The organism is Bacillus cereus group sp. MYBK5-2, assembly GCF_051915685.1.
Taxonomy (GTDB): domain Bacteria; phylum Bacillota; class Bacilli; order Bacillales; family Bacillaceae_G; genus Bacillus_A; species Bacillus_A cereus.
On sequence record NZ_JBQAFE010000010.1, the window covers coordinates 114160 to 139277 of the forward strand.

Genomic DNA, 25118 nt, shown 5'->3' on the forward strand with positions numbered 1-25118 from the left:
TCCTTATTTGGCATGAGAAATTGAAATGGATGAGAACAGATCTGGAATGCTATTCTCAAAAGCTAATGTAAAGGAAGGGATTAATTCATGTATTCTTTCTTGCAGTGATTTCTTATCTACTTCTCCAAGTTCGTTCAAAAGTTCATTCTCTTCTGAAGACTCATCTCCATTGATTAACATCATTAACATATCTAAGTTAATGATTTCATGAGGCGAATGAACTAGCCCATTCATCATTATATATTTTTGGAGCATGGATGAATTACCTTCATTTGCTTGCTTTACAGCTTGTTTAAGATATAAATCAAAATATTTCTGTGTAAATTTCACACCTTTTAGTGGAACGGCTCCTACATGTTCAACACCTTTCCAACGTAAATCCGCAATTGAACTCAGCCACCATGCCGGCTCAATAGCTTTTTGCATACGTTGCAGCACCTTGCGTTCGAATCCAGGTTTATGAGTAGAGTGTTCTTTTAAACAAGTATCTAACATTTCAGCTTCAATGGCAGCTACGGTCATCCCCTGTCCATAAATGGGATCAAAGTTACAAAAAGCATCACCTAACACTAATAATCCAGATGGCCAATTTTCCATTTGTTCAAAATGTTGACGAATTGACTCCTGCGCTCTAAATCCTCTTGGGACACTAATTGGTTCTAACTTTTTAATTAACTCTCTCATCATAGGGGTAACTAAAGAATCCAGTTCTTTTTCATATTCTTTTGAATTGGTTGGTGGATAGTGCGTACCTCCAGCAACAAATAGTAGCGCTTGAGCTATGTTATCTTCAATATATAATAACCCTACAGCACCAACGTTTTTAGCAGGATCGCCTTCAGAAATTGCACTCAATTTCTCTTTGATATGTGAAGGTACTTTATAATATCTCGTGCTATATCCAAAATTCACCTTTAAATGTTCTGGCTCTGGAACATCATACCCCATAGATGTAAGCCATTTATTGAGTTTAGATTGACGACCACATGTGTCGACTACCAAATCGGTTAACACAGTTCGTTTTGTTTTTAATTCGTCTCGTTCTTGAATATGAATTCCAATAACACGCTTGTGATCCGACGAAGCTAAAAGGCCTGTCACCGCTTGCTTTGAATAAAAATGTACATTAGGAATTTCTTGCACACGTTGGCGGATTGTCCATTCTAACAATGCTCGACTGCTCGCTGCACCTTTTCGTTCTATAACTAGTTCAAGTGCCCCATACGGAGAAAATCGAATCATTTTATCATTCTTAACATTATGGGCCCCTAGATTTAATAAATCATCAACATATCCAGGAAAGAAACGGTTCATAATTATTTCTCCGCGTGGTAATACACGATGAGGATGAAAGTCTTGGGGTGTACCTGGACGTTCAGATGGTTTTTGAGGTAACTCATCTTTTTCAACAACTATCACTTTCTCAAAATGACTGGAAAGCACGCGTGCAGTAAGCAATCCTGCAATACCAGCTCCAATCACAAGTGCCTTTTCTCTTTTTTGCTGTTGATATAGTAATTGATTATCCATCAATAATCTCCCCTCTTTCTAAAAAGTATGTTTGTTCAACATGAATCTATTAAAACTTTTTCAGAAATCAGAATAAACAAATGATGATTCTTCATTATTTTAATAAAGAGCCCGGTGATATAATAGTTCATATAGGGAAACAAAAACAGATACATTTCAAAACACTACATCCCCCGCTATTACAAGTGAGAAATAATTAACGTGATCAATAGAATTGTAGTATCTGATAGCACCGGTATCATTACATTACAGAGTTCACCCTAAAATAGTAATCTGTTGAAAAACTCACTTTAACCAACAGGTGCTTTAATTAAATACCTTTATTATCTCTGCAAAGGTATTACAATTTTAAATACGCTTTTCAATCCTTTGAATCCAGTAAAACAATTCATTTAAATAATAAGATTTTATTGCATGATAGAATACCTAAAGCGCTGTTGGTATTTTGTTTCATTATGCCCTATTGGGGATCTGCCTCCAACATTCATATTATTAAAATCACGTTAGTCCAAGTCAGAAAAAGTACATTTAAATGAGTATCTTTTTAACAAAATTCAAGTTCATATAACCTCTATAAATGCCCACCGCTTATAATAGTTTTTTTAATACTGCTTTATTCCCCCTTTAATATTTTTTATAATTTGCACCTTAAATGTATCACTTTTATTACCCTTATAAATATTTAGGGTTTTTAGAAATATTTATTTAATTTTTAGTAATATTAGGATTCTATTTTATCAAATAGAAACTAGAGGGTTTGAGAGAAGTATGTAATAATGCATAATAAATCAATCAGATATTATGATATACTTTCAAAGAGCTGATACAAAGTTTCTTTAGATTGGAAAACTAAAGTCTTATCTACCTATTTGTGGGGACGCCTTATGGCGTCTTTTCTTTTTTTATTATAAAAAAACCCTCAAGCATTCATATACTTAAGGATTTATCGATTGAAAGATAGAGCTGTTTGGAATTCCTTAAATTAAGAACAAAGCGGGATTACTCCTAAACCAATTAATAAAGCTGCAGCAAACGCTGGAATTGGCGCAGGAATCTCGATACCTTCTACAACTAAAAAGTATTGTCCATTTACTACTTTAAAACAAACTAATTGCATGGCTAATCTTCCCTTCTGTTAGGATTAATACATTGTATTAAACAATCCGATTATTATTATAATTAAATGTTTTGTTTTTCAGAAAACGAGGCATCAATATTCCGGGGAAGCACATTAAATGATCTTTCCCTTATTTTCAAAAGAACCTGCTTAAGTCATACGTAAAAACATAAGGTAAATTAAATTTTATACACGCCGATCACGGTGATTTTTCGATGCCCCCATCATAATGAATCTCTCCTTTTCCTCTTTTTATCAATATTGGTAGGTAAAGAGGGGGCAGACACAAAAACAGGTTGTGGAGAAAGTCTTCTTCACAACCTGAGAGTAAGTTATATATTCAAATATGACTTGTTCTTTTAACTATTTAGTCTTTTATAATCTGCTATAGTCGATATAACTAGAGTCATAATAAATCCACTGACCTGTTCCAATTCTTAGCCAACCATTCTTTTCTTCATATACTGTAACTTTTTCGCCTTTACTTGTCTTTCTAACAATAGAATAGTTTGTACCTGATCCGCTTCGAACATTTACCCCAATACCATTAATTTGAGCCGTTCCAATTACCTTTTCTACACTACCATTTTCAATTACTTGTAGCATATTTAGAATGAATGTTGCTGTTTCACCACGAGTTGTTGTTCCTTTAGGGTCGTATTGATTGTCACCCTTACCTCTTACAATACCTAGGCCATACAGTCTTTGTACGTCTTCTTTATATATAATTTGGTCTTTATCTGAGAATGGTAGGTTTACAACTGGTCCCCATATACCTTTATACTGTAAAGCCTTGTTTACAATAATTGCTGATTCTTCTCTTGTAATAGGTGTGTTTGGGTCAAAATAACCATCTCCTCTACCTTGAATGATACCTGCACTTGCAGTACGTTTAATACCATCCCGTAAAGTTGAATTTGCATCGTTTAGGTCTTTAAATGAAGCATCTCCAGCTGGCAGGTTTAGAGAGTTAGAGATTAATTGAGCAAATTCGGCTCTTGTTATCGCTCTATTGGGTGCGAAAACTCCGTTTCCTTCCCCTATCATAATACCTCTTCTATTTAACTCTCGAATAGCTTCTTCATACCACCCTCCTGTAATGTCATCCTTTGGTTGATAAAGATTATTATAATACCCCTCAACGCTATTTACGAATACATCCCATTGCCCATTATTAATCATGTTAGCAGGGCAGATTTTACCGCTCCATTTTTGGTGTTTTACAATGTTATTTAACGGTACACCAGTTTCTTTCATTAAATAAGCTACAAGTTTCTTAGCGTTATCTACTGCTTTACTGTAGTTTCCGTCACTATTAACTGCGATTTCAATTGCAATGGATTCTCTATTACCTGGACCATCACCGTCTCCTGCATGCCATCCGTTCTCGTTTAATGGTAGGTGTTGATAAATCTCTTTATCGTCTACTGTAAAATGCCACGATGCAGCTCGGTCTGTGTTGCCTACTGCTTGGTTATAAAGGTATTGGGCGTGGTTTCTAGCACCTGCTCCTACACTTGTATTATCAGTCTCATGAATTGTAATGTACTTTGGACTCATATAGTTTTGAGGACGAATATTATCGTTACCTGCTGGTACAATCCATTCAGTGAATGGAACACCATTTATTGTACTAGAGGTGCTAGGTGATATGGGAAACAAACTACGTTTTGTTCTGTTTGAATTGTTAGGAACAGTTAGTGTACCTGTTTCTTCATGAATACCTTCTGAACGTTGAAGACTATCTACTTTCTTATTGTCGACAGTGCCTCCACCACGTCCGTCTACCTCTTTAAAACTAGCTTCAATACTTTTTAAAGCCTGTTCATCTGATGTGGTTTTACTTTGTTCCTGAACGTTTGTAGATTGCTTATTGTTTACTAATTGTTGTTCCTCTGCAAACGATACCAATGGTGAAGATAATACCGTTAATCCTGCCGTGAATGCTACTACTTTTTTATTAAATTTAATATTCATTTCTAATTTGGTATACCTCACTATTTTAATAGATATACCTTCCTCCTTGTACTTCTTTTAGTGTGAATGATAGTTTGAATAATGGTAGCCTGAACCTCAAAATAACGGATTGATTTTACATTTCATATGACAACCCGACATCTATAAGTCCTACATGAAATGTTAGTACTTTAGAATTATAACACAGCACGGTTGCAATACTTCCAAGACTCTTGCAAGTAATCTCCTAATCTTGGATATACTGATAGTTTGACTCTAAAAAAGGGCGTGATCACATTGCTATCAAGCTAAGATTATACAATGTCAAGTATAGTAGTGATTATTTCTTTTTTCTAAAAGCCAGACTTAGAGAATTTAAAGGTTTGCATGCGAAATAAACCCTATCGGGTTTCATTTTTTGAATTAGGCCGCTTAATAGGTCATATTCAAGTTGATTTTTCATCCCAGCAGTATAGCTACACCCTCCAGCCCCAGGATAAATGGTTGAAAATATATCTGAAAGCTGAAATGCAGTGGAATCTAAAATGCGAATACGCTTGAAAATAGAGGTGTATGGAGAAGAAAGTGGTATAGATGAAGTTAATTTTTTATTTAGAAGGTTAGTCAATATATGTTGTAAAAACTGAACGGCTGATTTATTAAACCTTTGATACAGTCCTTCTGTGGATGCTTCTAAACAGCTAGATAGCTGCGCTAAAGAAGTTGTAGCGATATTTTGACTTATCCATATACATAAAGCGACTAAATCTTTTGCTTGGTATTTACTGGTTCGTTTTACGAAACCAACATCTCTAGCAAGATCCCGTAAGATATTTGGAGATAAAAAACTTTGAATCTCTTGAGCAAATAGTTGTAATTCATCAGATACAGAAATAGACATTCAAAAGCGCCATCCTTTCCTATGATTCTACAAAAAGAATAGCGTATTTTTTTCATTTTAGGGAGGGTTTTGTTGAATTATCTTGATAGCGATTGGTGGTACCCCTTATAGGATAATAGAAGTTTGCATTTTTAATTTTTTCACACTCTATTAACAAGGCAGTTATAGCATCCTGGTTTAGCATTAAGAATGTGAATATATTCTACTTCTTTATTATCAAAAATTTCATCTATATTTTCTCTTAAATTTACACCTTCTGTAACCCTTGCTTCTACAATCATTGAGTCAGCATTGTAGCCGCGTACAGATAGATACCTATGATGTAACATATGCGGAATTTCATTTACATCTAGCTTAGCAGTAGTTGCTCCCTTTCGTATAAATATAGGACCACTTGCTTTATAAGGCGAATTAACACTATGATATTGGTAATTCAGTAAAATTACCTCTTCTCCTACCTCTGCATCCTTCAAACTTATCCTGCAAGGATATCCAGGGTTTTTATTTGCTATTATTTTGACTGCCCCGATACTTTTTAATACTTCTTCATTCATTAGAAATAGGTTATTAAACTCCTTCTCTTGCAACGCAACGATTTGAAAGTTATTTCTCATATTCTATCCTTCCTTAATTAGTTGTTATAAAGTATTTCACTAATGATGCTACCACTAAAGTTCATAAAACTTGTTCAATAATCTTGCCTGTTTGTTGAGGATTGAATTAAAAAGCTTACAATTCTATAACAGAGAAAAAATGGCTTATTATTGTTCAATACAAAGTTGTTTACTTTTAATCAATCAGTAATGATTTATCGAAAAATACGATGAGTACAAAGCACTCTTGTTAATTCATGCTATCTTTTGTTAAAGAACGTGAATTCAGTCAAGTTCTTGGTTTTCGGTATTTCCACTATGGAAAGCACGGAATTGACTCGGTGAAAATCCTGTATTTCTTTTAAATGCATTATAAAAGCTAGATACACTTTGATAGCCTGTTTGATAACCAATCTCTGTACTATTAAAGACCGTTGTCAAGAGAAGTTCCTTTGCTTTCTTAACTCTGATCCTTTCTAAATATATTCGAGGAGTATACCCTGTTCTTTCTTTGAAAATCCGATTTAAATGAAAACGACTAACTCCTACCCTTGATGCAATTTCATTTAAAGACATGTTTTGAACATAATTATTTTTTATCAATCGCATAGTATCTTCCAAAACGCATTCGAACGGGTCGTATATTTTTATATTTAGATCTGGTCGGCATCTTTTGCATGGGCGATAGCCTGCCCTTTGAGCTTCGTGCGCATTTGAAAAAAAGGATACATTTTCAAAATTAGGAACCTTAGACTTGCAAGAAGGCCGGCAAAAAATCCCAGTTGTTTTGACTGCGTAAAAGAATATCCCGTCATACGCTGAATCACATGATACTGTTGCTTTCCACATGGTATCTCTGGAAAGGTTATTTTGATCCTTCATTAGATTTTAATCCCCCCTTGTAGGCGAAAATCTTATTACTCAAAATCATATAAATCGCATATATAGCCACGACAATTAACGGGACAAATATATATAATTGAAAAAATGGAATCACCAGCAAACATAAAATGAAAGAGATTAACGATGCCCACCATGCTGGTGTGTTCTTCCTAAATAATTTAACGCCTGCTGCCATTGAAAGAACATAAACTAGAATCCCAAGAGAAGTCGGTATAAACAAAATATCATCAAACGTTAGTGACAAAGCTTCTGTCACTAATACACCTGCTACCGAAAAACAGATAACAAACAATACCATCTGTCTTGGAATTTGAGTAGTTGCATGCAACCTTGAGAAAAATTTTGGAAAAGCACCATCTCTGCTTAATGAATATCCTAATTGCGTTAGGCTGGCTACAAAAGCATTCGCTGTCCCTGTACAAATAATTAAAGCTAAAACAGCTGTAACGACTTTGGCACCTCCACCTACTGTATCTCCCATTATAACACCAATAGGAGACAGGTTGCTTTCTTGACTGCCATACGTGGCCGTTCCAATAGTGACAAGGCTTAGCGCTAAAAATAATAATCCAATGACAACTGCACTAATAACTGCTCCTTTGACAATATCTTTTTCTGGCCTTTTAAAGTGCTCAGCCAGATTACAAATCGCCTCCCAACCGAAAAATGACCAAAAGATAACCGTTATAGCGTTCCCGACAGAAAACCATCCATTTGGAACAAAGGGATTAAAATTTCCCCATTGTATTCTTGGAAACGCCACAAATATAGCTGACGCTAAAAGAATCAGTAATAAAGAACTTAAAATCAATGCAACTTTACCACTAACATTTACGCCGTAATAATTGGAAACACCTGCAATTACCAAAATAAAGACGGCAATTACAATTGTTTCAAAATGCGAAAATCCAAATGCCTGACTGACGTAAAAAGCACCAGTTAAAGATACAATCGTTTGACCAACTGCTGCTGTTACAAAGTAAAACCACCCAACGATATTGCCAAGATGATATCCAAAAGAATTTCTAACAAAGGTTGCTGCTCCACCGGAATCAGGATATATCCGTGCCAAACTAGCAAAGGAATAAGCAAGCGGAAAACTAATTATAATAACGATAAACCAGGATACAATAGATGCAGGGCCCGCTATTGAGGCCGTTACCCCCGATAAAAAAAGGACACCTGATCCTAGAATAGCTGAAATGTATAACGCAATTCCTTGAAATAATCCAATGGCTTTATTGTTCATGATCTCCCCCCTTTTATAGTATTTAGTGTACTAGTAAAAAGGGGGGAATTCTTCTTGTTTTTTGCGGTTTAATTCGTTTAATAAAACAATCAAAAGCATTTTTATTATATTTCTTCTTCAACAATCTGGCCCGATTGTTGAAGAAAGTAGCCTGTTCCAATAAAGAACTTTATTGTTCAGTAAACAACTTGTCATGAAACCATAAAACGAACCAAAATTTTTCTTAAGAGTAGAAAATTCGGCTCGCTTTATGTTGGGATTCGCTTAGCGTATATTTTCGTTAAAACGTGGGCTGGATCCCATGCCCATCAACTTAAAATTTTAAGGTATTCCCAAAACGAAAAAACGAACTTTTTTATTACAAATTAGCACAAAATCTTGTTCTGGGGGTAGTTCTATTTTCTTAGCTTGATGGTGATGGGGTACCGCCACACATCCATCAACTTAAGGATTCGGTATAGCTTTAAAATAAAGATTGATTAAAAAATATCCTTCGATCCTTATTTAACAACAAATAAAAAACTCCATTTTGTCAAAAGATTGATTAAAATGGAGTTTTCCTTTATGAATATATAAACAATATTTATAAAAAAATTTAATCATTTTAAGATGAATTATTTTAGACATTATAAACTAGCAAAAATAAAAAGTAGATAGTACCCCTATCTAAAAAAATTTTTAATTGCTTCAAGTCTTATTTTATGACTGCATTCGTCACAGCAATATTTCCCTTTTGGATTTTCCTTGAACTGCTTATATTTTTCAGTTCCTTCATTTACTCGAAATACACTTTTACAGCAAAAACAAATAACCTCATAAAATATCATGATCTTCCCCCCTCATCAGGGTGATATGTTACTTTTGAGTTGTCCGCTCAAAGATTGTAATAAGTTCTTTTGTGTAATCTTTAACGTTTAGATCGGGGTTCCTCATTAGCTCGAGGCTAAATCCGTCTATGGCATGCCTGATTGTTAACGCCATCACCCTTAAGGCCGTTTCGGAAAATTCTCGAAACACCCCCTCTTGCATCCCTAAACGTAGAATATTTTTAATGGGAAGAAAAATAGTTTCATCATGGTCTGCTGCAAACCGAAGTTTTCCTTCATCTGTTCTTTCATTTGAAACAATTTCTATAACAGCAAATACATGCTTTCGATGTTTATCTATAAATTTCAGATTCGATTCAATGTACGTTTGGAGCATTCCTTCTGGGGTCGTTTGAGCTTCAATTTGCGGACAACTAAAGGACTGACAGGCTATATAATAATCGATTATAACTTGCTCTAAAAGTTCCTCTTTGTTTGTAAAGTAATAAGAAATAACCCCCTTACTTATTTTTGCACGTTTAGCGATTTGTCCTAAAGAGGCTTTTACATAACCTACTTCAGCAAGTGTTTCAATTGCACATTCCATAATTTGAGCCCTCCGGGCTTTTTCGATAAATGACTTTTCTTTTTGATTGTTCGTTTTATTTTTTGTGTTCATGTTTATATTTTAGCACGACCGTTCAAAAAAATACAATTAAAACCATTTTTAATCCATCTTTTCAAACGGTAGGACTTTTTTATAAACAGTACAACTTTATTTCAAATCGACATTCGGACTATTCTTGAAATTAAAAGCGCGTTACTATTTTCTTATATTAATGAGAAAGGGTGGCGTGCTTTTTATGAATATGCATCAAAAACAAGAGTTGTCTTTATTTGCCGAAGAGTTATATCGATATATGTCTCCCGCTACACTTAATCAATTAGCTATAGAAGCTGGCGGAATGAGACGAAAACGTAAGTGCCATGGGCACCATTTTTTATCTTTGTGTTTATGGTTAAATCAACAAATCGCTCCTACCTCTCTTACTCAACTTTGTAGTCAATTAGAAACCTCAACAGGAATTTTATTAAGTCCGGAGGGACTTAATCGACGCTTTAACTCAGCTTCTGTAGCTTTCTTTCGAACTGTATTTACTACACTTTTACAAGCTAAAATTGAAGGTTTATCTAAAATTTCTCATTCTCTTTCTGCTTACTTTGAACGCATTCGCATCCTTGATTCTACAACCTTTCAAGTTCCAGATCGATTCGCATCTACTTATCCTGGTGCCGGAGGGTGTAGTCATAAAGCTGGTGTAAAAATTCAATTAGAGTATGACTTATTGAGTGGAGAATTTTCTGATGAAAAAATTGAACCAGGAAAGCGAAGTGATCAGGCGTATGGTGCAACTCGAACAGGCATGATACAAAAGAATGAACTATATATTCGTGACTTAGGATATTTTCGTTTACAAGACTTTAAGTCTATCCAAGATAATCAAGGATATTATTTATCACGTCTTAAATTACCAACTAAAATATATAGAAAAGAATTCGAAAAAGTGGTATTTAAAACAAAACCTGCTCAATTGAGACCGGTATATATACAAATTCATTTAGAAGACATCATGAAACAATTACAACCTGGCCAAGTGTACGAGTTACATGATATATATGTACTATTTGTGATTACCCATGCTTCATTAGCTTTATAGAAGGCTTTAGCTGCATAAATTTCTTGTATAGCTTTAATTCCTACTCTGTTCTTACAACCATATCTTTCGCTTGAATAACAACTCTATTTTCTCCTTCAAATATTAGATCTGCCCCAAAATCATGACTACCGTTCGTGACAGCTGCCTTATATCCCAGCTTTGTAAATATAGCCTCAAGAAAGAATTCAAATTGTCGTCCATCCATTTGATCAATGTCTCTGATCGCTGACTTTAAGAATATATTTTTCACTTTACGCTTTTGCATTATCTTATAAAGCGTCAACAGCACAAATAATATGATGCTGCAATAAAACATATACGGTGAAACATCTATGAGAAGCAACTCTACACCTCCTTTTAAAAAATAAATAATAAAAAAAGATCAACTCTATCAGTTGCTCTAGACTTAATTTAGTACAGGTACTTGATTCTATCAAAGAAGCATACGTTAATAAGATTCAAGTCGATACAGTTAGATATGTAGGACAAACATCCCACGGATTTAAAGTAGAAATGATTATACAAAATAATGAGATAATAACAGCATACCCTGTTTATACTAGGAGGTAAAAAATGAAATATACATACGAATTTTATCGTGATGGACTTGGCGGATTAAGAATACGTTTGCCAAAAGAAATTTCTATAATTTCTCATTTCTTGGAAGATATTTTAGATGATGAAGCAGATGAGTATATACAAATTTTAGATAATGTAGTAGACCAAAAAGTTCCGCAATATGAAATAGAAGGGAGCGTAGCAGCAGTCTACATTGAACCTAATTACACCAGTGCTATTAACTTATTTATGAGTGCTCCAAATAACCAATGTAAAATTGAGACCTCTGAATTTAGAAAACTACTTGTGTTGTGGCGAGATACAGTGGTAGCAGAAGGGAAAGATATAGAAGTATAAAAGAAAACTACCTTCTGTGATATTTAGATCATAGATGCTAAACTCAATAAAATCAAAGGTAGGAATATATTAAATATATTTCTACCTTTTTATTATATGGCGAGACTCCACATCCATTAACTTAAAAATTTTTTATTTAACAGGAATTGTACTTGCAGGAATATAAAAGATTTTACAATTAAGATGCTGCACTTAATATTGTTAACAGTTATTTTTGCTTATCCTTCATTAATTGTAAACTACCACCCTTAACCCCTATGTTTTTCCGGTACAAGAATAAAATGTTAAAAACAGTTTTAAAATTAGTTTCTTTTTCACCTTGTAAGCTGTAGAGCTTTCATATATTCCCCTTTTCTTTCAAGGGCCTTTTTTGCATCCTTAGCCGTTAATGCAAAATCTACTGCAATGTTCTGTAATAACTCCTTATTAGCTTACCTGAAGAAATCTCTTAGTTGTTGATTTGCTAACCTTTCTTGTTTACTATCAATCAATTCAAAAAAGAATTTTTTTGTTTAAGGGTCACTTTACAATCTTCAGTTGATGGATGTGTGAACGTACCGCTACTAAAATTCTTGCTTTTAAATCATTATTACTGTATTATATTTACGTAGCAATATAAGGATTATGTTATATAAAAAGGCATCAAATCTATAAGTAAGATTCAAATCCTTTTCCAATTCAAAAAGATTTTGCCAAAATCTAATATGATTTATGCTTATCTTTTTAGTATGTATCTAGTAAAAACATATTTTTTATCAATAAAATTCTGTTTTCAATGATATGAATTAGTGTTCTAAACAAGAAACCCTACTAAGTGATCTGAATAACCTGAGAGGTATTGTATGTAGTTTACTCATCTCCAGGTACTACTACAATAAAAGAGCCTTACCTCTCTAGGCAAGACTCTACTAGTTTAGTTGTATACTATTTATATGATAACTAAGAAACAGAAAACATATAACACCAAATAGCAGCACCCTATTACTCCTCCTACAGCTAATACCTGTTTAACCCAACTCTTAAATTTTTGATTACTGTAAATCGCTTGCACTCTTTCCATATTTCCTCCTATTAAGTAGAACCCTTAAAGACTCTCACCTCGCTATAGTACCATTAAAAAATAAATAATAGAGATCTAATGTATAGGTATGCAATATTGCATACAAAAATGTATTATTATAATTGTAAGCGTTTACTATAATAAGGTTATAAAGATTTATCACATCTTAATACGAAAAAAGAGGAGAGAATAATATGGAAATCGCAATGGCAGTTTTAAAATTTATAGGTGGAGCAATCCCATTAATTCAAGAACTTCTAAAAGCATTTATGTAAATTCACTATTTAGCAATTATTTATAAAAATTATCATACAAATGATCTGTATATCAAAAATGAATTGATTTACAGATCATTTGCGTGAGCAAGTTCCCTTTAACATGATTAAGGGACTTTTTTAATTTTTAAATACTTAAGGTTATGCCACATTAACATCAAGTTAGCAAAACAAAAGAAGAATACGCCACCCATTCCAATAATTCTACAAATGGAATAGCATATTTTTCATTTTTGGGGCCTTAAAACACTTTAACTTGATGGTGATGAGGTAACAATTCTGATTAAGAGATAAGATCAGTTTATACAAAGATTACCGACCGATATGTGGAAGATGAAGAATACACTTGCGAAATTGAAACGATTAAATTAAAGGACTTGATTTTAGCTTGGTTAACAGAATGTGGAAATCACTTAAAAAATCGTAATCTTAACTAAAAAACACCAAGACTGCCCCTCTCCTCTCCAGAGCCATCTTGGTGTTTTTTACGCTCACATACAAATTATTATTTGTATTGTTGCATGGGTTCTTTATTAAATGATATACGTCTACTTTACCATCGATAAGCAATGACTAATGTCTCCCATTTAATCGTACTGATTACCTATGCCAGATTTTAAAGGAACTATCTTGACTAAAATGATAAAACAAGAAATCGAAAAGAGCCCCTTTTTTATTTCATAAGCTGTAAAGCTTCCATATAATGCTCTTTTCTCTCAAGAGCTTTTTTTGCATCATCAGCTGTTAATATATAATCTACTGCAATGCTCTGTAATAGCTCCTTATCCGCATTTGGCAACTGAATCGTTATATCTTCCACGCTACTCTTATTATTTCCATTTGTCTTATTAAATTCTTGAATACTTCTTGCCAGCTCTGCTAATTTTTCCATATGCACAGGATTGTTTACATCCAAAAATATATTACTTCTAAAAACTGCCGTAACATATTTCTTTACATTTTTCTTTTCTTTTTCTGCTTCTTCTTTTTTATCAAAAACGATATTTCCCGTATACATTTGTTCAAACGTAAATAGATCGTTATTCTCTTTTCCAGAATAATATGTATTGAACTTTTCTTTTACATCATTCGCTTCTTTTTTGATTTTATAATTATCACTATCTACTTTTGGAGAGATTCGTCCATCCAATGTTAGCTGGAACTGCAAATACGGTTCATTTTTCTGTTGTACATGAGCTATCCGTACATCTGGACCCAGTAAATCTTTATAATTCCCCGGTATGTCAACTTCATTTAGTTTAACAGAAAAACCATACTGCGATTTTGTATAACTTTGAGCTTTTTGTTCAATTTCTTTATCCGATATATCACATGATGTTAATAGTATTAAACTAAACATCATACTACATGTTATTTTTGTTATTTTCATATGGTATCTCCTTTTATGCCTACTTCATATACATAAATGCTAATATAGATTTCCGATAAAGTCACGAAGTTTAACAAAAAGAAGAGCAGTTTTAAGTTGCTATGTTTATACAATTTTATATGAACCAGAGTTAAATTTAAAGGAACTCAATCGTGCGTTTTCTCTTTATTCAACCATTTAACTTACTAACACTTTTCATAAGGTATTTACACACTGCATTTAGGTAAAGAAATACAGAAATGTGTTTTTTTCTTTGTACTATCTAAATTTATGCTCCCTCCATGTTTTTCTACTATATGCTTAGCAATAGTTAATCCAAGACCTGATCCCCCATTATTTTCTCGAGAATCATCTACTCGAACAAATGCATCAAAAATACTCTGTTTCATATCCTCAGGTATTCCAATTCCATTATCTATAATGTTTATATATACTTTGCTTTCATCCTCAATTAACGATACAAAAACGGTCGTACCTGCCGCATTATACTGTAGAGCATTAGATATTATGTTAGAGATAGCTCGGTATAATAACCTGTTGTTAATTGGAGCAATCACTTCTTTAGAGGGTATTTGATATTGAAGGATTAAGCGCTTCGCTTGAAATAAATCATAATATTCTACAAGCAATTCACGAATAAACTCAGATACATCAGTTGGATGTATTTCAAAAGGGTAATCAGAATGCTCTAATTTAGACAGTTCAAAAATATCTTCAGTTAATACCGCAATGATTCGAATCTTATTATATATTACATTCAAAGTTCTTTCTCTTTCACTTTTTTCAGTAATGATCCCTAGTTGTAATGCTTCAACATAACCTTGAACGGTTGTAATTGGTGTCCTTAAATCATGAGACAAATCTACAAGCATCTTCTGCTTGGTTTCTTCCAACTTCTTCTTCTCTTTCTCTATTTTATCGAGTTTTTCCGACATAACATTAAACGAATGTTGTATTTGCATTAACTCAAAATATGTTTCATAGTTTAACCTTTTATCATATTTCCCACTAGCAATTTCCTCAAATCCAGTTGCTAGCTTATCCAATGGCCTAGTTATTTTCCTAGCAATTTGCCTACTAAATATATATACATTCATAGAGAAAAATATAAAAAATAAAACAATTGTAGAAAAAAATATCCTATAAAAAACATATACGTATTCCTCATTTTTATCAGAAAACGTATATTCATACTTTATTGCTTTTTTAGGAACCTTAACAAGGCAATATAATGTTTCACCTTTTTTCGTTACAAATGTTGCTACAGATGAATAATAAGGGAGCTTATCATTATCAAAAAATAAAGTAGCAAATTCTCTTTGTGAATATGATAAAAGCTGATCCTTCTTTTCCCCTTTGGTATAGATAACTTGTAAATTTTCATTAAGAATTTCTACCCAACCACCAAATGATTCTATTGATTCTGAATTAATAGTTTCAAAGTTTTCACGCACTACTTCACTTGCTTTTAAATTATTTAGCTTTCCTAGTTGCTTCTCTGTTTGGTACATCAAAAATATAAATAAAATTATTACCGTGAAACCTATTGCTAGTGCAAATATAACGTAATTTTTAATTAAGATATATAAAACTTTATTTTTCATAAAGTTCTTCCTTCCTAGCAAATCTATACCCAAGCCCCCGGATCGTTTTTATATAAACTGGATTCTTAGGAGAATCCTCTAATTTTTCTCGTAGTCTACTAATATGAACCATAATTGTATTATCATCTGCACAGTAATAATCAGACCATACACTTTCAAAAATTTGTTTTTTAGTAAATATTCTCCCTGGATCCCCCATAAAAAGTGTTAAGATTTTATATTCCGTAGCACTGAGAGTAATGGTTTCGCTTGATTTATAGAGTGTACAAGAATGATGATCTAATACTAAATCACCCATATGAATTTGCTTCTCCTTACCTTCTACAGCCTTATCATTAAATTCATAGGACCTTCTAAGATGAGCTTGAACTCTAGCTATAATTTCTAAAGCACTAAATGGCTTTGTAATGAAGTCATCTGCTCCAATCCCTAAACCTATAATTTTATCTACTTCTTGAGATTTAGCTGACAATATAAGTATTGGGAATTGTAACGTCTCACGAATCTTTTTAATTAATTGATAACCATCCATTTTAGGCATCATAATATCAACAATAGCTAAATCGATATGATTTTCTTCTAGACACTTTAAAGCACCTTCACCATTTGAAGCCTCTACAACAAAAAAATTCTCCATTTCTAAAAAAAGTTTTAAAAGATCAACAATATCTTTGTCATCATCAACAATTAATATATTTTTTTTCATACTCTCCCTCGCATCAGTCAGAATTTTCAAAAATACATTTAAGGTTATTGTAAGGTAAATGAAAGTGACATGAAAGACTAACCGTTTAATATACAGGTATGAATTAAAAAAGGAGGTATTATCACATAAAAAAATTTGTTGGAATTGCGTTAGCAGCTACCATTGGAATTGGAGGTTTAGGAACTTTTGCTACTACTAAAACTTACGCTGCAGTAAACAATCCAGAATCAACAAAATTGGTTTATCAAGTATCTGATGTGCAAGGTGAATTTATGCACATTAAAGTGGGGAAACCTTGGTCAATGACGCCAAGCGGAAATCAATACAAATATGTCTTATTTAGTAAAAATAAAATTTATGTCAACCCTAAAACTGGTGTTGTAACAGCATATGAAGAAGGAGCAGCTGAAGGCAGAGTACTCGATAAAAATGGAAATGTAATTGCTATTTGGTATATTACAGCTTTTAAATGATGAAAGGAAACTTTCACAAAATTAAAAAGGCGTTTTTAAGAGTAGTTAACAATTTAATATGTTAGTTTTTTGTTTTATTTATAGAAAAAACAAGTTAATTTAAAATTTTTTTAAAATCAAAGGAGATGTAAATATGTTCAAAAAAATAGTAGTCGGTGTATTAACCACAGGCATTTTATTCTCTGGATCAGTTGGAGTATTTGCAGCAGATAATAGCCAACAATTACCCACAAGTAAATTAGCTAAAAAAGAAGCATGTCCAAATAATACCGTTTGTTATCGAATAAAGGAATTTCAGTATTATAATTTACCTGTAAAATATAATAAAAATACAGGTAGTAACGAATATTACTATAAATTATCTGGTGAAACCGGACATTGGGAAGTTGATTCTCATAAAGGGAGATTAACTAATTTAAGTGCTGGAAAAATAAAAGTTAAAGTGTATGAAGGCGGTGTATTATTAAAAGAGTTTATGGTAATAGCTGATAGCTATAATTAATTTAAAAGGAATAATATAACTAGATGGAACGCTGCTATTTAGCAGCGTTCCATCTAGTTATATTATTAAAGTAAGGAATTGATAAATTATAAAAGGACAGCTATCCTTAGATAACTGTCCTTTTATTAAATATGCAATAAATATATTATTCTTATCGTATATTAATTATTCAAACTTAATGTTTATTAAAATGGTAAATATGGTTTTGGATCTACTTGTTCACCTATATACTGATTCTTAATTTCGAAGTGCAAATGGTTCCCAGTAGAGTCGCCTGTACTACCTACTTTTCCTATTACTTGACCTTGTTGTACATGTGCCCCTACGGTAGTTAAAATTGAGTCCATATGACCGTATAATGTCCAAAGTCCGTCTTCATGCCTAATAACCACCGCATTTCCATATCCACCAAATCCTTGACCTCTTACACCAAAACCAGCAAATTCTACAGTTCCCGATTTAGATGCCATTATTGGTGTACCCTTTGCCGCTGAGAAATCAATACCTTTATGCACTGTCCCCCAACGACTTCCATACCATGAGCTAACATTTGGATTTTGGATAGGCATTTGATATTTAGAAGAACCCGAATCTGTTTCATGCGGATTCATCCACTTGTCGCCTTCCCATGTTTTAATCTTTAACCATCCACTAGGTGTCCCATCTATTATTCTAAAATTCTGCGGACTATATACTGCTCCAGCGTTTGCTTTTCCTGAACTAAATGAAGGCTCATTATACGCATAGAATGATTTGTTTATGAATCTTTCTTCTCCATCTAGATTCAGCCATTTCTCGCCTTCCCATGTTTTAACCTTTAACCATCCACTAGGTGTCCCATCCACAACTCTAAAATTTTGTGGATTATATAATGCTCCAGCGTTTGCTTTTGCTGCATTAAATGAAGCTTCGTTATATGCATAGAATGATTTGTTTATGAACCTTTCTTCTCCATCTGGATTGATCCACTTATAACCTTCATAAGTACCTACCTTCATCCAGCCATTTTCTTTTTTTCTACTACTCCCCAATTTTGTGGGTTAAATGGTTCTCCATAATTTGCTTTCTTTGCATTAAATGAAGGCTCATTATACGCATAGATTGTTTTGTTGACAGTAATTTGTTCAGCCGTAGGATTCATCCACTTGTCGCCTTCCCACGTCTTAAATTTCAGCCAACCATCTGTTGTTCCATCTACTATTCTAAATGTTTGTCGCCCATACTTCGCTCCAGCATTCGCAACCTTTGATGAGAAAGAAGGTTCATCATATGCATAGAAATCTCCCATGACACGTTCTTCCCCATTCAAGTTAATCCAAACTGGACCTTCCCATGTTTCAATCTTCCACCAACCATTATCTCTTTTTTCCACGACTCCTACATTTTGAGCACCATACTCTGATCCGCTATTTGTTTTAGCTGAAGTAAATGATGGTTCTTTATACCCATAGAATGATTGATTCACGTACTCAGAACTACTAGCAGCGTGAGTTACCATACTAAATGTCGAGATAGATAGAATAAAGAATAATAACATTACACCCTTCTTTAACATATACTCCCCTCACTCCTTTTCGAATAATAATATATCGCGGTTATTACATTAATATATTTTTCTTTATTTTTACTAATAAAGACCTATTTGATATTTCTATCTCATTTCTATAATAAGAAAATAGTTTTTTACTTTAATATAAATATTTAAATTTTAATAAAAATAAAAAATCCCCGATTTAACAAAAGGGATTTTGATATTATTTCCAATTTATACATTTAAAACTCCGACGATTTAACGGGCTTTAGAATTCTCAATATAATAATGCATTTCTAATCCTTTTCTTTCTGCACGAAGTACGGTTCCTCTCAATTTTGATAAATGTTGTGAGACCGTAGATTGCGGAAGATTTAAAATCTCTATTAACTGTGTATTACATGTCTTATGGTACATTAACTCATTAACAATTTGTAACCGTATTGGATGTACCTTCGCCTTTAATACCTCTACATCTTCTTCCAAGATTTCTTTTCTCTCTTGTTTTTCTTTTAACTCTAACAATTCAAATTCCCCTTTATTATTTATTTCTATTTTTCTATTATCGCTATACCTAATTAATTAGGTATGGTTCCCTTTTCGCCTGTTGAGGAAATATATTTTGATTAAATCTTTAAATGAAAAAAAGGTTATTTTTACAGGAATTACAATAATACATACTACTTGAATCTCAATAAATATAAATTAATAGAATATTCCGCCTTATATTGATAAATGCTATTAAATAGATTTTGATAGAGGAAAATTCTGATATGATACTAATTGCTGAATAATATCTTTGGAGAGGATGAAATTGAACAATGAATGTTCATATACAGGGGAACGAGCAAATAACTCATTTATTAAATGAATGGTATCAAGAAATTAGGGCTAGGCATGTAGACGCCGCTCAATTACTTAAACAAGAAATTGAAAACAGACTCCATAATATAGAAGAAAATCAAACGATATTATTATACTACTCACTACTAGATTTTAGACATCAATATTTAATTGATAGCTTAAGTATTTCTAAAGATAGCTTTAAACAAAGTGATGCTTACAAAACTCCTACAGACGATTTCCTTTCATACTATTATCACTTCTTTAAAGCCATTCATTCCAATGTTACCGGCAATCATAGCCTTGCAAAAATACATTACGATAAAGCTGAATACCTATTAGAAACAATTCCAGATGAGATTGAACATGCTGAATTCCATTATGAGTTGGCCATTTTCTATTGTCATACGCATAAATCGATTTTATGTATTAATCATGTAATGAAGGCGAAAGATATATTTTCAAAACATCCTGGGTATGAATTGAAAGTTGCCTTCTGTAATAACCTATATGGATTAGCCTGTACTCATTTAAAGGAGTGGGAATTAGCTGAGGAACACTTTATCTCGGCCATGAATACATTCCAAAAAGAAAATTTAGAATACAATATTTTGATTGTTCGTCACAATCTAGGATTTATGTATGCTACACAGAATTTATCCGAGGTAGCATTACGTTATTTATCTGAAGTTAATCAGAAGCTACCTAGCGATTATAAAGCTGTTTTTATTGAAGCTAGGGAACATTATAAATTAGGAGCACATCAAATTGCTCAAAAATTAATAAAAAAAGGCCTGCAGCTTTCTACTCAATTGGGAATTGAAGGCTATATACATCACTTTAAGATTTTAGAAAAAATGAATCTAAATAGTTGTGCTACTGATATAGAAAAAACTGTTTTAGAAGGAATTTCCTATTTTGAACACGAAGAACTATATGAGTATATAAATGAATATACCGAAAAGCTAGCAACCCAATTTTACAAAGAAAATAATCATAAAAAAGCCAGCTATTACTTTTATGAAGCTAGTAAAGCCAGTGAAAAAAACTTTAAAAAAGGAGCATTAAAATGAAAAAATTAGCGGTTAGCTTACTGGGTATCTTAATTGTTGTAACAGTAACTTTTGGATCAAATTCTTCAACAGGCTCTCAAAGTACCATAAATGTTATTAAATATTCACATGGACATACTGGATGATGAAAGGAAGGATTATACCTTCCTTTTTCTTATATTTTAGAATTCAATACGTATCTCCTCCTACATTTATTTATACAAATTTAAGAAATAAATAATTCAAAAGATAAAATAAAAATACTATAATTAAAAACTTCCATTTGTTTCTTTTCGTTGGTTTTCCAGCATGTTGTATATAAAAAAATAAGGAAATACCTGCCATGGTAATTAAAAATATCTGATAGTAATCAATCATCTGTAATAACCCCTCCATACAAAAATAAGAAGTCTCTTTTTAAGAGACTTCTTATTTCTAATACAAACGACATACATAGGGTAAATATACACAATATTATCAGGATGGTGTGCTTTGTTACTCCTTTAGCATAACACACAATATCTCATTTTTGTTCAATAATCCCAATTCATAAAACTTTATCAACATGAAAATATTTCATTTAAAGTAAACGAACAAAAATAAACTCAACGAAATATTCACTTATAAAACCAACGTATATAAAAAAACAGCTACAATTCCATTCATAGTTTTAAAAATTTGTCCTCCTCTTCTTCTAAGAATATTCTAAATCTCAGATAGATTATCTTATAGCGCCACCTTATGTATGCAGAATTACATATCAAACCATATTGAAAACCATTCTCATTGTAACTATAATGGTTTCAAGAAGTGGTATTTTCACTTCCTTTTCAAATCTCAAAATATATTAAAGGAGGAACTAGCATTATGAAAAAAATTATTTTAGCAGGGGCACTAGGAATTGCAGTACTATCAGGTATAAATTTACCAGGAGTAGAGGCACCAAAAGCGAGTGCGGCAACTACGAATTTAGAAATTCAAGAAGTTACAAAATATTACTCTATGAATTCCTATGAAGTTTCTCAAAAAGAATCATTTAATCTTAGTAAAGGGGAAGAACTTACAGTCTTTGTACAAAATTCCGGGTTCCCGATTTCTTATACAGTCTTTGATGCAGATAATCAAGTAATTGGCACATACAATGCTAATTCACCATATGGTCGCGTATTCAAAGCACAAAAAGATGGTAATATTTCTGTTCAATTTCAAGCAGGAGTAAATTCTTCTTACATGAAGAAAATGAATTTCACAGCTAAATTTGCGGTTTCTAAACTTAACCAACAATAAAAAATGTAACGATCCTCTTTAAAAGCAAATTAAAAAGGTATATCCCTTCAATGGGATATACCTTTAACTTTAGTGAATTTTATATTGACCAGATAACTGCTCTTGCGCCATACGAACTAAACGTTTCGTAATCTCTCCACCTACTGAACCATTTGCTCGTGATGTTGAATCTGGTCCAAGTGTAACGCCAAACTCCTGAGCAATTTCATACTTCATTTGCTCAATTGCACTTGCTGCAGCTGCTATTAAGATTTCGTTTGAATTATTATTTTCGCGAATTTGCATTTTTTAAACACCTCCGTTGAATTTGGTAATATCATGCTCTATTTCCAACAAAATATGCAAAAAATTATTCGTTTAGCTATTTTTCATATATACCTAAGCTTTCATCTCTGATGTGGGAATAAATAAAGGTATAGGTCATACTCTATACCTACACCTTCTTCTATCCTACTTACTTTTGAATTCCCCTATTAACCCCTGTAACTCTTGCGAGAGCCAATTCAAAGAATTTGCTAACTCTGCAATATCTTGTACATATAGTTCTTGCTCTTTCATACTTGTCTCCACATTACTACTGCTATTCACATATGTATTTGCAATGTGTGATAATTCATTTACAAACTGAACAATTGTTTGATTATCTTTTAGAATGTCACTTGAATGATTCGAATTCGCTTTAATTTGATTTGTAACAGATTGTGCAGATTCTGAAATCTTTTCAAAGAAAGCACCACTACTTTGAACAAGTGTTATTCCTGATTCAACTTCCTTTGAACCCTTCTGTATGGATTTTACAGCTCTTTCTGCTTCAGCCTGGGTTTCACCAATTAATTTAGCTATATCCCTTGCAGATGCCTCGGTTCTTTCCGCTAATATACGTACCTCGTCCGCAACACCTGAAAATTCTTCTCCCATCTCTCCAGCACATAAGGATTCAGTAGAAGCATTTAAAGCTAATGAATTTGTTTGATTTGAAATGGTTGTAATTACAGTAAGAATTTCATGAATTTCCTTAGATCGTACTTCTAATGCATAAATACTAGAAGATACATCCTGAACTGTATCTTTGATTCTTTTCATTTGATTCACGATTTGCTTAATCAAATCTTTTCCCTCTACAGAATGCTGGTCCATGTCTTCCAAAGCATTGCCAACTTGTTTTGCAGCTCCTTTAATTTCTTTCATCTTACTTTCCATTTCTTGAACAATCCCTAAACATTTTTGCACTACATATTCATGAGAATGTGCTCCTAAATTTAATCCTGTAATAGCACTTGCAATTTCTTTAAAGGCTATGCTGTTCTCTTTTGTACTTACCGACAATTCCTGTGAAGATGTCGACACCTGTTCAGCAGTCTGCCTTACTTTATCTATAATACTATTAAACTTTTTAATAGTATTATTAAAATAGATATTAGTTATTCCTATATCATCAGATCTTTCATTCAATTTAATACTTAAATCCCCTTCACCAACTTTACGTAACCCTTCTTGTAAATCCTTTAAAGGCGATAGAGAGCTTCGTGAGATAAATATTTGAATTGTAATTGCGATTGTTAATGAAATTATAATAAATAGTAAACCTTGTATCATAAATTGTTTCTTTGTAAGAGGAATAATAGAAGCATCCAAATCCGCTGCAACAATTGCAATTATATTTTTATTTTCATCTGTTACTGGCTCTAAAATTGTTACCCAGAACCCTAATTCATCTTCATACACTTCTGTCATTTGTGCCTGTTTTGTTTGTATTACTTTATCATATGTTTTCATCCAATAAGTAGGCTGCTCATAATATTCACCTGGTTTTACAGAAACAGTATTTGCTAATTTTGTATCCAAAGCTACTATTTGTAATTCAGCTTTATCATTTAGCTTGGCTCCTGTAACATATGTTTGTCCAACACTTTTCATATCTTTTATAGCTTTATCTAATTGCTCTGTCAATTTTTCTTTCTTCACTCTTTGTGCTGTGGGGTCTTTTGCTACATCTTTTACTATTTCTAGATCTAATTGATTTAATACCGAATCACCTGTTTCAAAAGACTGCCTCTCAAATATAGACATCATACTACTTTGAAACATATTAAAACTTAACGCTCCCATACTTCCAACAAGGGTCAGAATTACTAATACCGTTAGTAATACATTTTTTTGAAGCAACGATAGCTTATGCCAATATTTTTTCATTGATTTCACCTTTCTTATTTTCAACAATACAAAAACAAAGTAGTAACATATTAAGAGTTTCTCTTTCTGTTATTAATTTAAACTTTAAAATCGCATACTAATCGTTCAACCAAACGTTCCAATTTTTTTCATTTACAATTTCATCTTTTATATGTCCAGCTGCTCCTGGAAATCTATTAAAAGGAAGACGTAATACTTCTACTACTTCATCTTTTCTATTTGTACTGATTTCTTCTAAATCGATTATATTAAAGGGTTTACCTATAATAATTGCTATAATGTTTAATAGACGACTAAGAATATTTAAAATTCCATATTTATCTCCTAAAGATTTTCAAATTAGACTTGTTGCAGTACCTTCTGCGAGGATTTTTTATACTATCGTTAGTTTTAAATAAAGATAAGAATTTTTAAGAGACTCGTCTTTAGTTATTTTTATCTTGCAGAACAATAAAATCTGAAAGTTTAATTCAATCTCCTATTTTATAACTTTTTTCCTTATTTTTCTATAACA

General features: G+C 32.5%; 21 protein-coding genes and 5 pseudogenes. 9 read left to right on the forward strand and 17 right to left on the reverse strand.

Translation table 11 applies throughout. The annotated features are described in order from the left end of the window. Positions 1 to 3: 3 nt before the first annotated feature. The 9 genes and pseudogenes from ACTFP3_RS25355 to ACTFP3_RS25395 all read right to left on the reverse strand — a co-directional run bounded on the left by ACTFP3_RS25355 (position 4) and on the right by ACTFP3_RS25395 (position 9734). Positions 4 to 1530 (reverse strand): NAD(P)/FAD-dependent oxidoreductase, encoded by a 1527-nt coding sequence (locus ACTFP3_RS25355; protein ID WP_440011585.1) that lies wholly within the window; start codon positions 1528 to 1530, stop codon positions 4 to 6. 982 nt (positions 1531 to 2512) lie between these two features. Beyond that, positions 2513 to 2647 (reverse strand): hypothetical protein, encoded by a 135-nt coding sequence (locus ACTFP3_RS25360; RefSeq protein WP_001177696.1) that lies wholly within the window; start codon positions 2645 to 2647, stop codon positions 2513 to 2515. Between the two features lie 375 nt (positions 2648 to 3022). Next, positions 3023 to 4624, reverse strand: a complete 1602-nt coding sequence (locus tag ACTFP3_RS25365) for an S-layer homology domain-containing protein (RefSeq protein ID WP_440011587.1) — start codon at positions 4622 to 4624, stop codon at positions 3023 to 3025. Between the two features lie 406 nt (positions 4625 to 5030). Continuing rightward, positions 5031 to 5504: pseudogene (locus tag ACTFP3_RS25370) on the reverse strand (IS4 family transposase); the annotation flags it as partial. Positions 5505 to 5644: 140 nt separating this feature from the next. Next, positions 5645 to 6118, reverse strand: coding sequence for a DUF1203 domain-containing protein (locus ACTFP3_RS25375; protein WP_001245414.1), 474 nt, complete (start codon positions 6116 to 6118; stop codon positions 5645 to 5647). A 264-nt stretch (positions 6119 to 6382) separates the two neighbouring features. Then, positions 6383 to 6979 carry a bifunctional transcriptional activator/DNA repair enzyme AdaA gene (locus ACTFP3_RS25380; RefSeq protein ID WP_440011588.1) on the reverse strand — a complete coding sequence of 199 codons (597 nt, stop codon included), beginning with the start codon at positions 6977 to 6979 and terminating at the stop codon, positions 6383 to 6385. Next, complete coding sequence (locus ACTFP3_RS25385; protein WP_149214839.1) at positions 6963 to 8249, reverse strand: APC family permease; 1287 nt, start codon at positions 8247 to 8249, stop codon at positions 6963 to 6965. Before ACTFP3_RS25385 ends, ACTFP3_RS25380 begins: the two co-directional genes overlap by 17 nt. 662 nt (positions 8250 to 8911) lie before the next feature. Continuing rightward, on the reverse strand, positions 8912 to 9076 hold the full coding sequence (locus tag ACTFP3_RS25390; protein WP_069355893.1) for a DUF2197 domain-containing protein: 165 nt from the start codon (positions 9074 to 9076) through the stop codon (positions 8912 to 8914). A gap of 28 nt (positions 9077 to 9104) precedes the next feature. Next, a complete protein-coding gene (locus tag ACTFP3_RS25395; protein WP_073540908.1) occupies positions 9105 to 9734 on the reverse strand; it encodes a TetR/AcrR family transcriptional regulator in 630 nt (209 codons plus the stop codon). Between the two features lie 184 nt (positions 9735 to 9918). On the opposite strand from ACTFP3_RS25395, the pseudogene ACTFP3_RS25400 reads away from it, so the two are divergent. Next, positions 9919 to 10737, forward strand: a pseudogene (locus tag ACTFP3_RS25400) (IS4 family transposase); the annotation flags it as partial. Here the strand turns inward: ACTFP3_RS25400 and ACTFP3_RS25405 are convergent. Continuing rightward, positions 10731 to 11116, reverse strand: a pseudogene (locus ACTFP3_RS25405) (restriction endonuclease); the annotation flags it as partial. The pseudogenes ACTFP3_RS25400 and ACTFP3_RS25405 sit on opposite strands and share 7 nt — an antisense overlap. Before the next feature lie 47 nt (positions 11117 to 11163). On the opposite strand from ACTFP3_RS25405, the gene ACTFP3_RS25410 reads away from it, so the two are divergent. The 3 genes and pseudogenes from ACTFP3_RS25410 to ACTFP3_RS25420 all read left to right on the forward strand — a co-directional run bounded on the left by ACTFP3_RS25410 (position 11164) and on the right by ACTFP3_RS25420 (position 13023). Further along, complete coding sequence (locus tag ACTFP3_RS25410; RefSeq protein ID WP_326036625.1) at positions 11164 to 11343, forward strand: EndoU domain-containing protein; 180 nt, start codon at positions 11164 to 11166, stop codon at positions 11341 to 11343. A 3-nt stretch (positions 11344 to 11346) separates the two neighbouring features. Continuing rightward, a complete protein-coding gene (locus tag ACTFP3_RS25415; protein WP_440011590.1) occupies positions 11347 to 11688 on the forward strand; it encodes a hypothetical protein in 342 nt (113 codons plus the stop codon). 1148 nt (positions 11689 to 12836) lie between these two features. Beyond that, positions 12837 to 13023 (forward strand): annotated as a pseudogene (locus ACTFP3_RS25420) (hypothetical protein). A gap of 673 nt (positions 13024 to 13696) precedes the next feature. On the opposite strand, the gene ACTFP3_RS25425 reads toward ACTFP3_RS25420, so the two are convergent. The 3 genes from ACTFP3_RS25425 to ACTFP3_RS25435 all read right to left on the reverse strand — a co-directional run bounded on the left by ACTFP3_RS25425 (position 13697) and on the right by ACTFP3_RS25435 (position 16723). Next, positions 13697 to 14413 carry a hypothetical protein gene (locus tag ACTFP3_RS25425; protein WP_098451140.1) on the reverse strand — a complete coding sequence of 239 codons (717 nt, stop codon included), beginning with the start codon at positions 14411 to 14413 and terminating at the stop codon, positions 13697 to 13699. Positions 14414 to 14619: 206 nt separating this feature from the next. Then, a complete protein-coding gene (locus ACTFP3_RS25430; protein ID WP_440011592.1) occupies positions 14620 to 16017 on the reverse strand; it encodes a HAMP domain-containing sensor histidine kinase in 1398 nt (465 codons plus the stop codon). Continuing rightward, complete coding sequence (locus ACTFP3_RS25435) at positions 16007 to 16723, reverse strand: response regulator transcription factor (protein ID WP_149215814.1); 717 nt, start codon at positions 16721 to 16723, stop codon at positions 16007 to 16009. Before ACTFP3_RS25435 ends, ACTFP3_RS25430 begins: the two co-directional genes overlap by 11 nt. 236 nt (positions 16724 to 16959) lie before the next feature. Between ACTFP3_RS25435 and ACTFP3_RS25440 the strand changes: the two genes are divergently transcribed. Together ACTFP3_RS25440 and ACTFP3_RS25445 are read left to right on the forward strand one after the other, a co-directional pair. After that, complete coding sequence (locus ACTFP3_RS25440; RefSeq protein ID WP_440011594.1) at positions 16960 to 17196, forward strand: hypothetical protein; 237 nt, start codon at positions 16960 to 16962, stop codon at positions 17194 to 17196. 133 nt (positions 17197 to 17329) lie between these two features. Beyond that, entirely contained in the window at positions 17330 to 17698 is a 369-nt protein-coding gene (locus tag ACTFP3_RS25445; RefSeq protein ID WP_000473547.1) for a hypothetical protein, read from the forward strand. A gap of 185 nt (positions 17699 to 17883) precedes the next feature. Here ACTFP3_RS25445 and ACTFP3_RS25450 read toward each other — a convergent pair. Further along, positions 17884 to 19253 (reverse strand): annotated as a pseudogene (locus ACTFP3_RS25450) (M23 family metallopeptidase). 234 nt (positions 19254 to 19487) lie between these two features. Next, on the reverse strand, positions 19488 to 19754 hold the full coding sequence (locus tag ACTFP3_RS25455) for an ArsR/SmtB family transcription factor (protein WP_440011596.1): 267 nt from the start codon (positions 19752 to 19754) through the stop codon (positions 19488 to 19490). 296 nt (positions 19755 to 20050) lie between these two features. On the opposite strand from ACTFP3_RS25455, the gene ACTFP3_RS25460 reads away from it, so the two are divergent. The 3 genes from ACTFP3_RS25460 to ACTFP3_RS25470 all read left to right on the forward strand — a co-directional run bounded on the left by ACTFP3_RS25460 (position 20051) and on the right by ACTFP3_RS25470 (position 22411). Continuing rightward, positions 20051 to 21145 (forward strand): Rap family tetratricopeptide repeat protein, encoded by a 1095-nt coding sequence (locus ACTFP3_RS25460; protein ID WP_440011598.1) that lies wholly within the window; start codon positions 20051 to 20053, stop codon positions 21143 to 21145. Then, a complete protein-coding gene (locus ACTFP3_RS25465; protein ID WP_000732002.1) occupies positions 21142 to 21270 on the forward strand; it encodes a hypothetical protein in 129 nt (42 codons plus the stop codon). The genes ACTFP3_RS25460 and ACTFP3_RS25465 overlap by 4 nt, the downstream gene beginning before the upstream one ends. Before the next feature lie 721 nt (positions 21271 to 21991). Beyond that, positions 21992 to 22411: a hypothetical protein gene (locus ACTFP3_RS25470; protein ID WP_440011600.1), complete on the forward strand. Its 420-nt coding sequence runs from the start codon at positions 21992 to 21994 to the stop codon at positions 22409 to 22411. Between the two features lie 69 nt (positions 22412 to 22480). Here the strand turns inward: ACTFP3_RS25470 and ACTFP3_RS25475 are convergent, their stop codons facing one another. Both ACTFP3_RS25475 and ACTFP3_RS25480 read right to left on the reverse strand, forming a co-directional pair. Next, a complete protein-coding gene (locus ACTFP3_RS25475) occupies positions 22481 to 22696 on the reverse strand; it encodes an alpha/beta-type small acid-soluble spore protein (RefSeq protein WP_001167049.1) in 216 nt (71 codons plus the stop codon). 165 nt (positions 22697 to 22861) lie between these two features. Continuing rightward, a complete protein-coding gene (locus tag ACTFP3_RS25480; RefSeq protein WP_440011602.1) occupies positions 22862 to 24604 on the reverse strand; it encodes a methyl-accepting chemotaxis protein in 1743 nt (580 codons plus the stop codon). Positions 24605 to 25118: the final 514 nt, after the last annotated feature.

Excerpts from the sequence above, each read along its gene's own strand:
- ACTFP3_RS25355 (WP_440011585.1), bottom strand. The coding sequence starts at position 1,530 with ATGGATAATCAATTACTATATCAACAGCAAAAAAGAGAAAAGGCACTT.
- ACTFP3_RS25360 (WP_001177696.1), bottom strand. The coding sequence starts at position 2,647 with ATGCAATTAGTTTGTTTTAAAGTAGTAAATGGACAATACTTTTTAGTT.
- ACTFP3_RS25365 (WP_440011587.1), bottom strand. The coding sequence starts at position 4,624 with ATGAATATTAAATTTAATAAAAAAGTAGTAGCATTCACGGCAGGATTA.
- ACTFP3_RS25375 (WP_001245414.1), bottom strand. The coding sequence starts at position 6,118 with ATGAGAAATAACTTTCAAATCGTTGCGTTGCAAGAGAAGGAGTTTAAT.
- ACTFP3_RS25380 (WP_440011588.1), bottom strand. The coding sequence starts at position 6,979 with ATGAAGGATCAAAATAACCTTTCCAGAGATACCATGTGGAAAGCAACA.
- ACTFP3_RS25385 (WP_149214839.1), bottom strand. The coding sequence starts at position 8,249 with ATGAACAATAAAGCCATTGGATTATTTCAAGGAATTGCGTTATACATT.
- ACTFP3_RS25390 (WP_069355893.1), bottom strand. The coding sequence starts at position 9,076 with ATGATATTTTATGAGGTTATTTGTTTTTGCTGTAAAAGTGTATTTCGA.
- ACTFP3_RS25395 (WP_073540908.1), bottom strand. The coding sequence starts at position 9,734 with ATGAACACAAAAAATAAAACGAACAATCAAAAAGAAAAGTCATTTATC.
- ACTFP3_RS25415 (WP_440011590.1), top strand. The coding sequence starts at position 11,347 with ATGAAATATACATACGAATTTTATCGTGATGGACTTGGCGGATTAAGA.
- ACTFP3_RS25425 (WP_098451140.1), bottom strand. The coding sequence starts at position 14,413 with ATGAAAATAACAAAAATAACATGTAGTATGATGTTTAGTTTAATACTA.
- ACTFP3_RS25430 (WP_440011592.1), bottom strand. The coding sequence starts at position 16,017 with ATGAAAAATAAAGTTTTATATATCTTAATTAAAAATTACGTTATATTT.
- ACTFP3_RS25435 (WP_149215814.1), bottom strand. The coding sequence starts at position 16,723 with ATGAAAAAAAATATATTAATTGTTGATGATGACAAAGATATTGTTGAT.
- ACTFP3_RS25445 (WP_000473547.1), top strand. The coding sequence starts at position 17,330 with ATGTTCAAAAAAATAGTAGTCGGTGTATTAACCACAGGCATTTTATTC.
- ACTFP3_RS25460 (WP_440011598.1), top strand. The coding sequence starts at position 20,051 with ATGAATGTTCATATACAGGGGAACGAGCAAATAACTCATTTATTAAAT.
- ACTFP3_RS25465 (WP_000732002.1), top strand. The coding sequence starts at position 21,142 with ATGAAAAAATTAGCGGTTAGCTTACTGGGTATCTTAATTGTTGTAACA.
- ACTFP3_RS25470 (WP_440011600.1), top strand. The coding sequence starts at position 21,992 with ATGAAAAAAATTATTTTAGCAGGGGCACTAGGAATTGCAGTACTATCA.
- ACTFP3_RS25475 (WP_001167049.1), bottom strand. The coding sequence starts at position 22,696 with ATGCAAATTCGCGAAAATAATAATTCAAACGAAATCTTAATAGCAGCT.
- ACTFP3_RS25480 (WP_440011602.1), bottom strand. The coding sequence starts at position 24,604 with ATGAAAAAATATTGGCATAAGCTATCGTTGCTTCAAAAAAATGTATTA.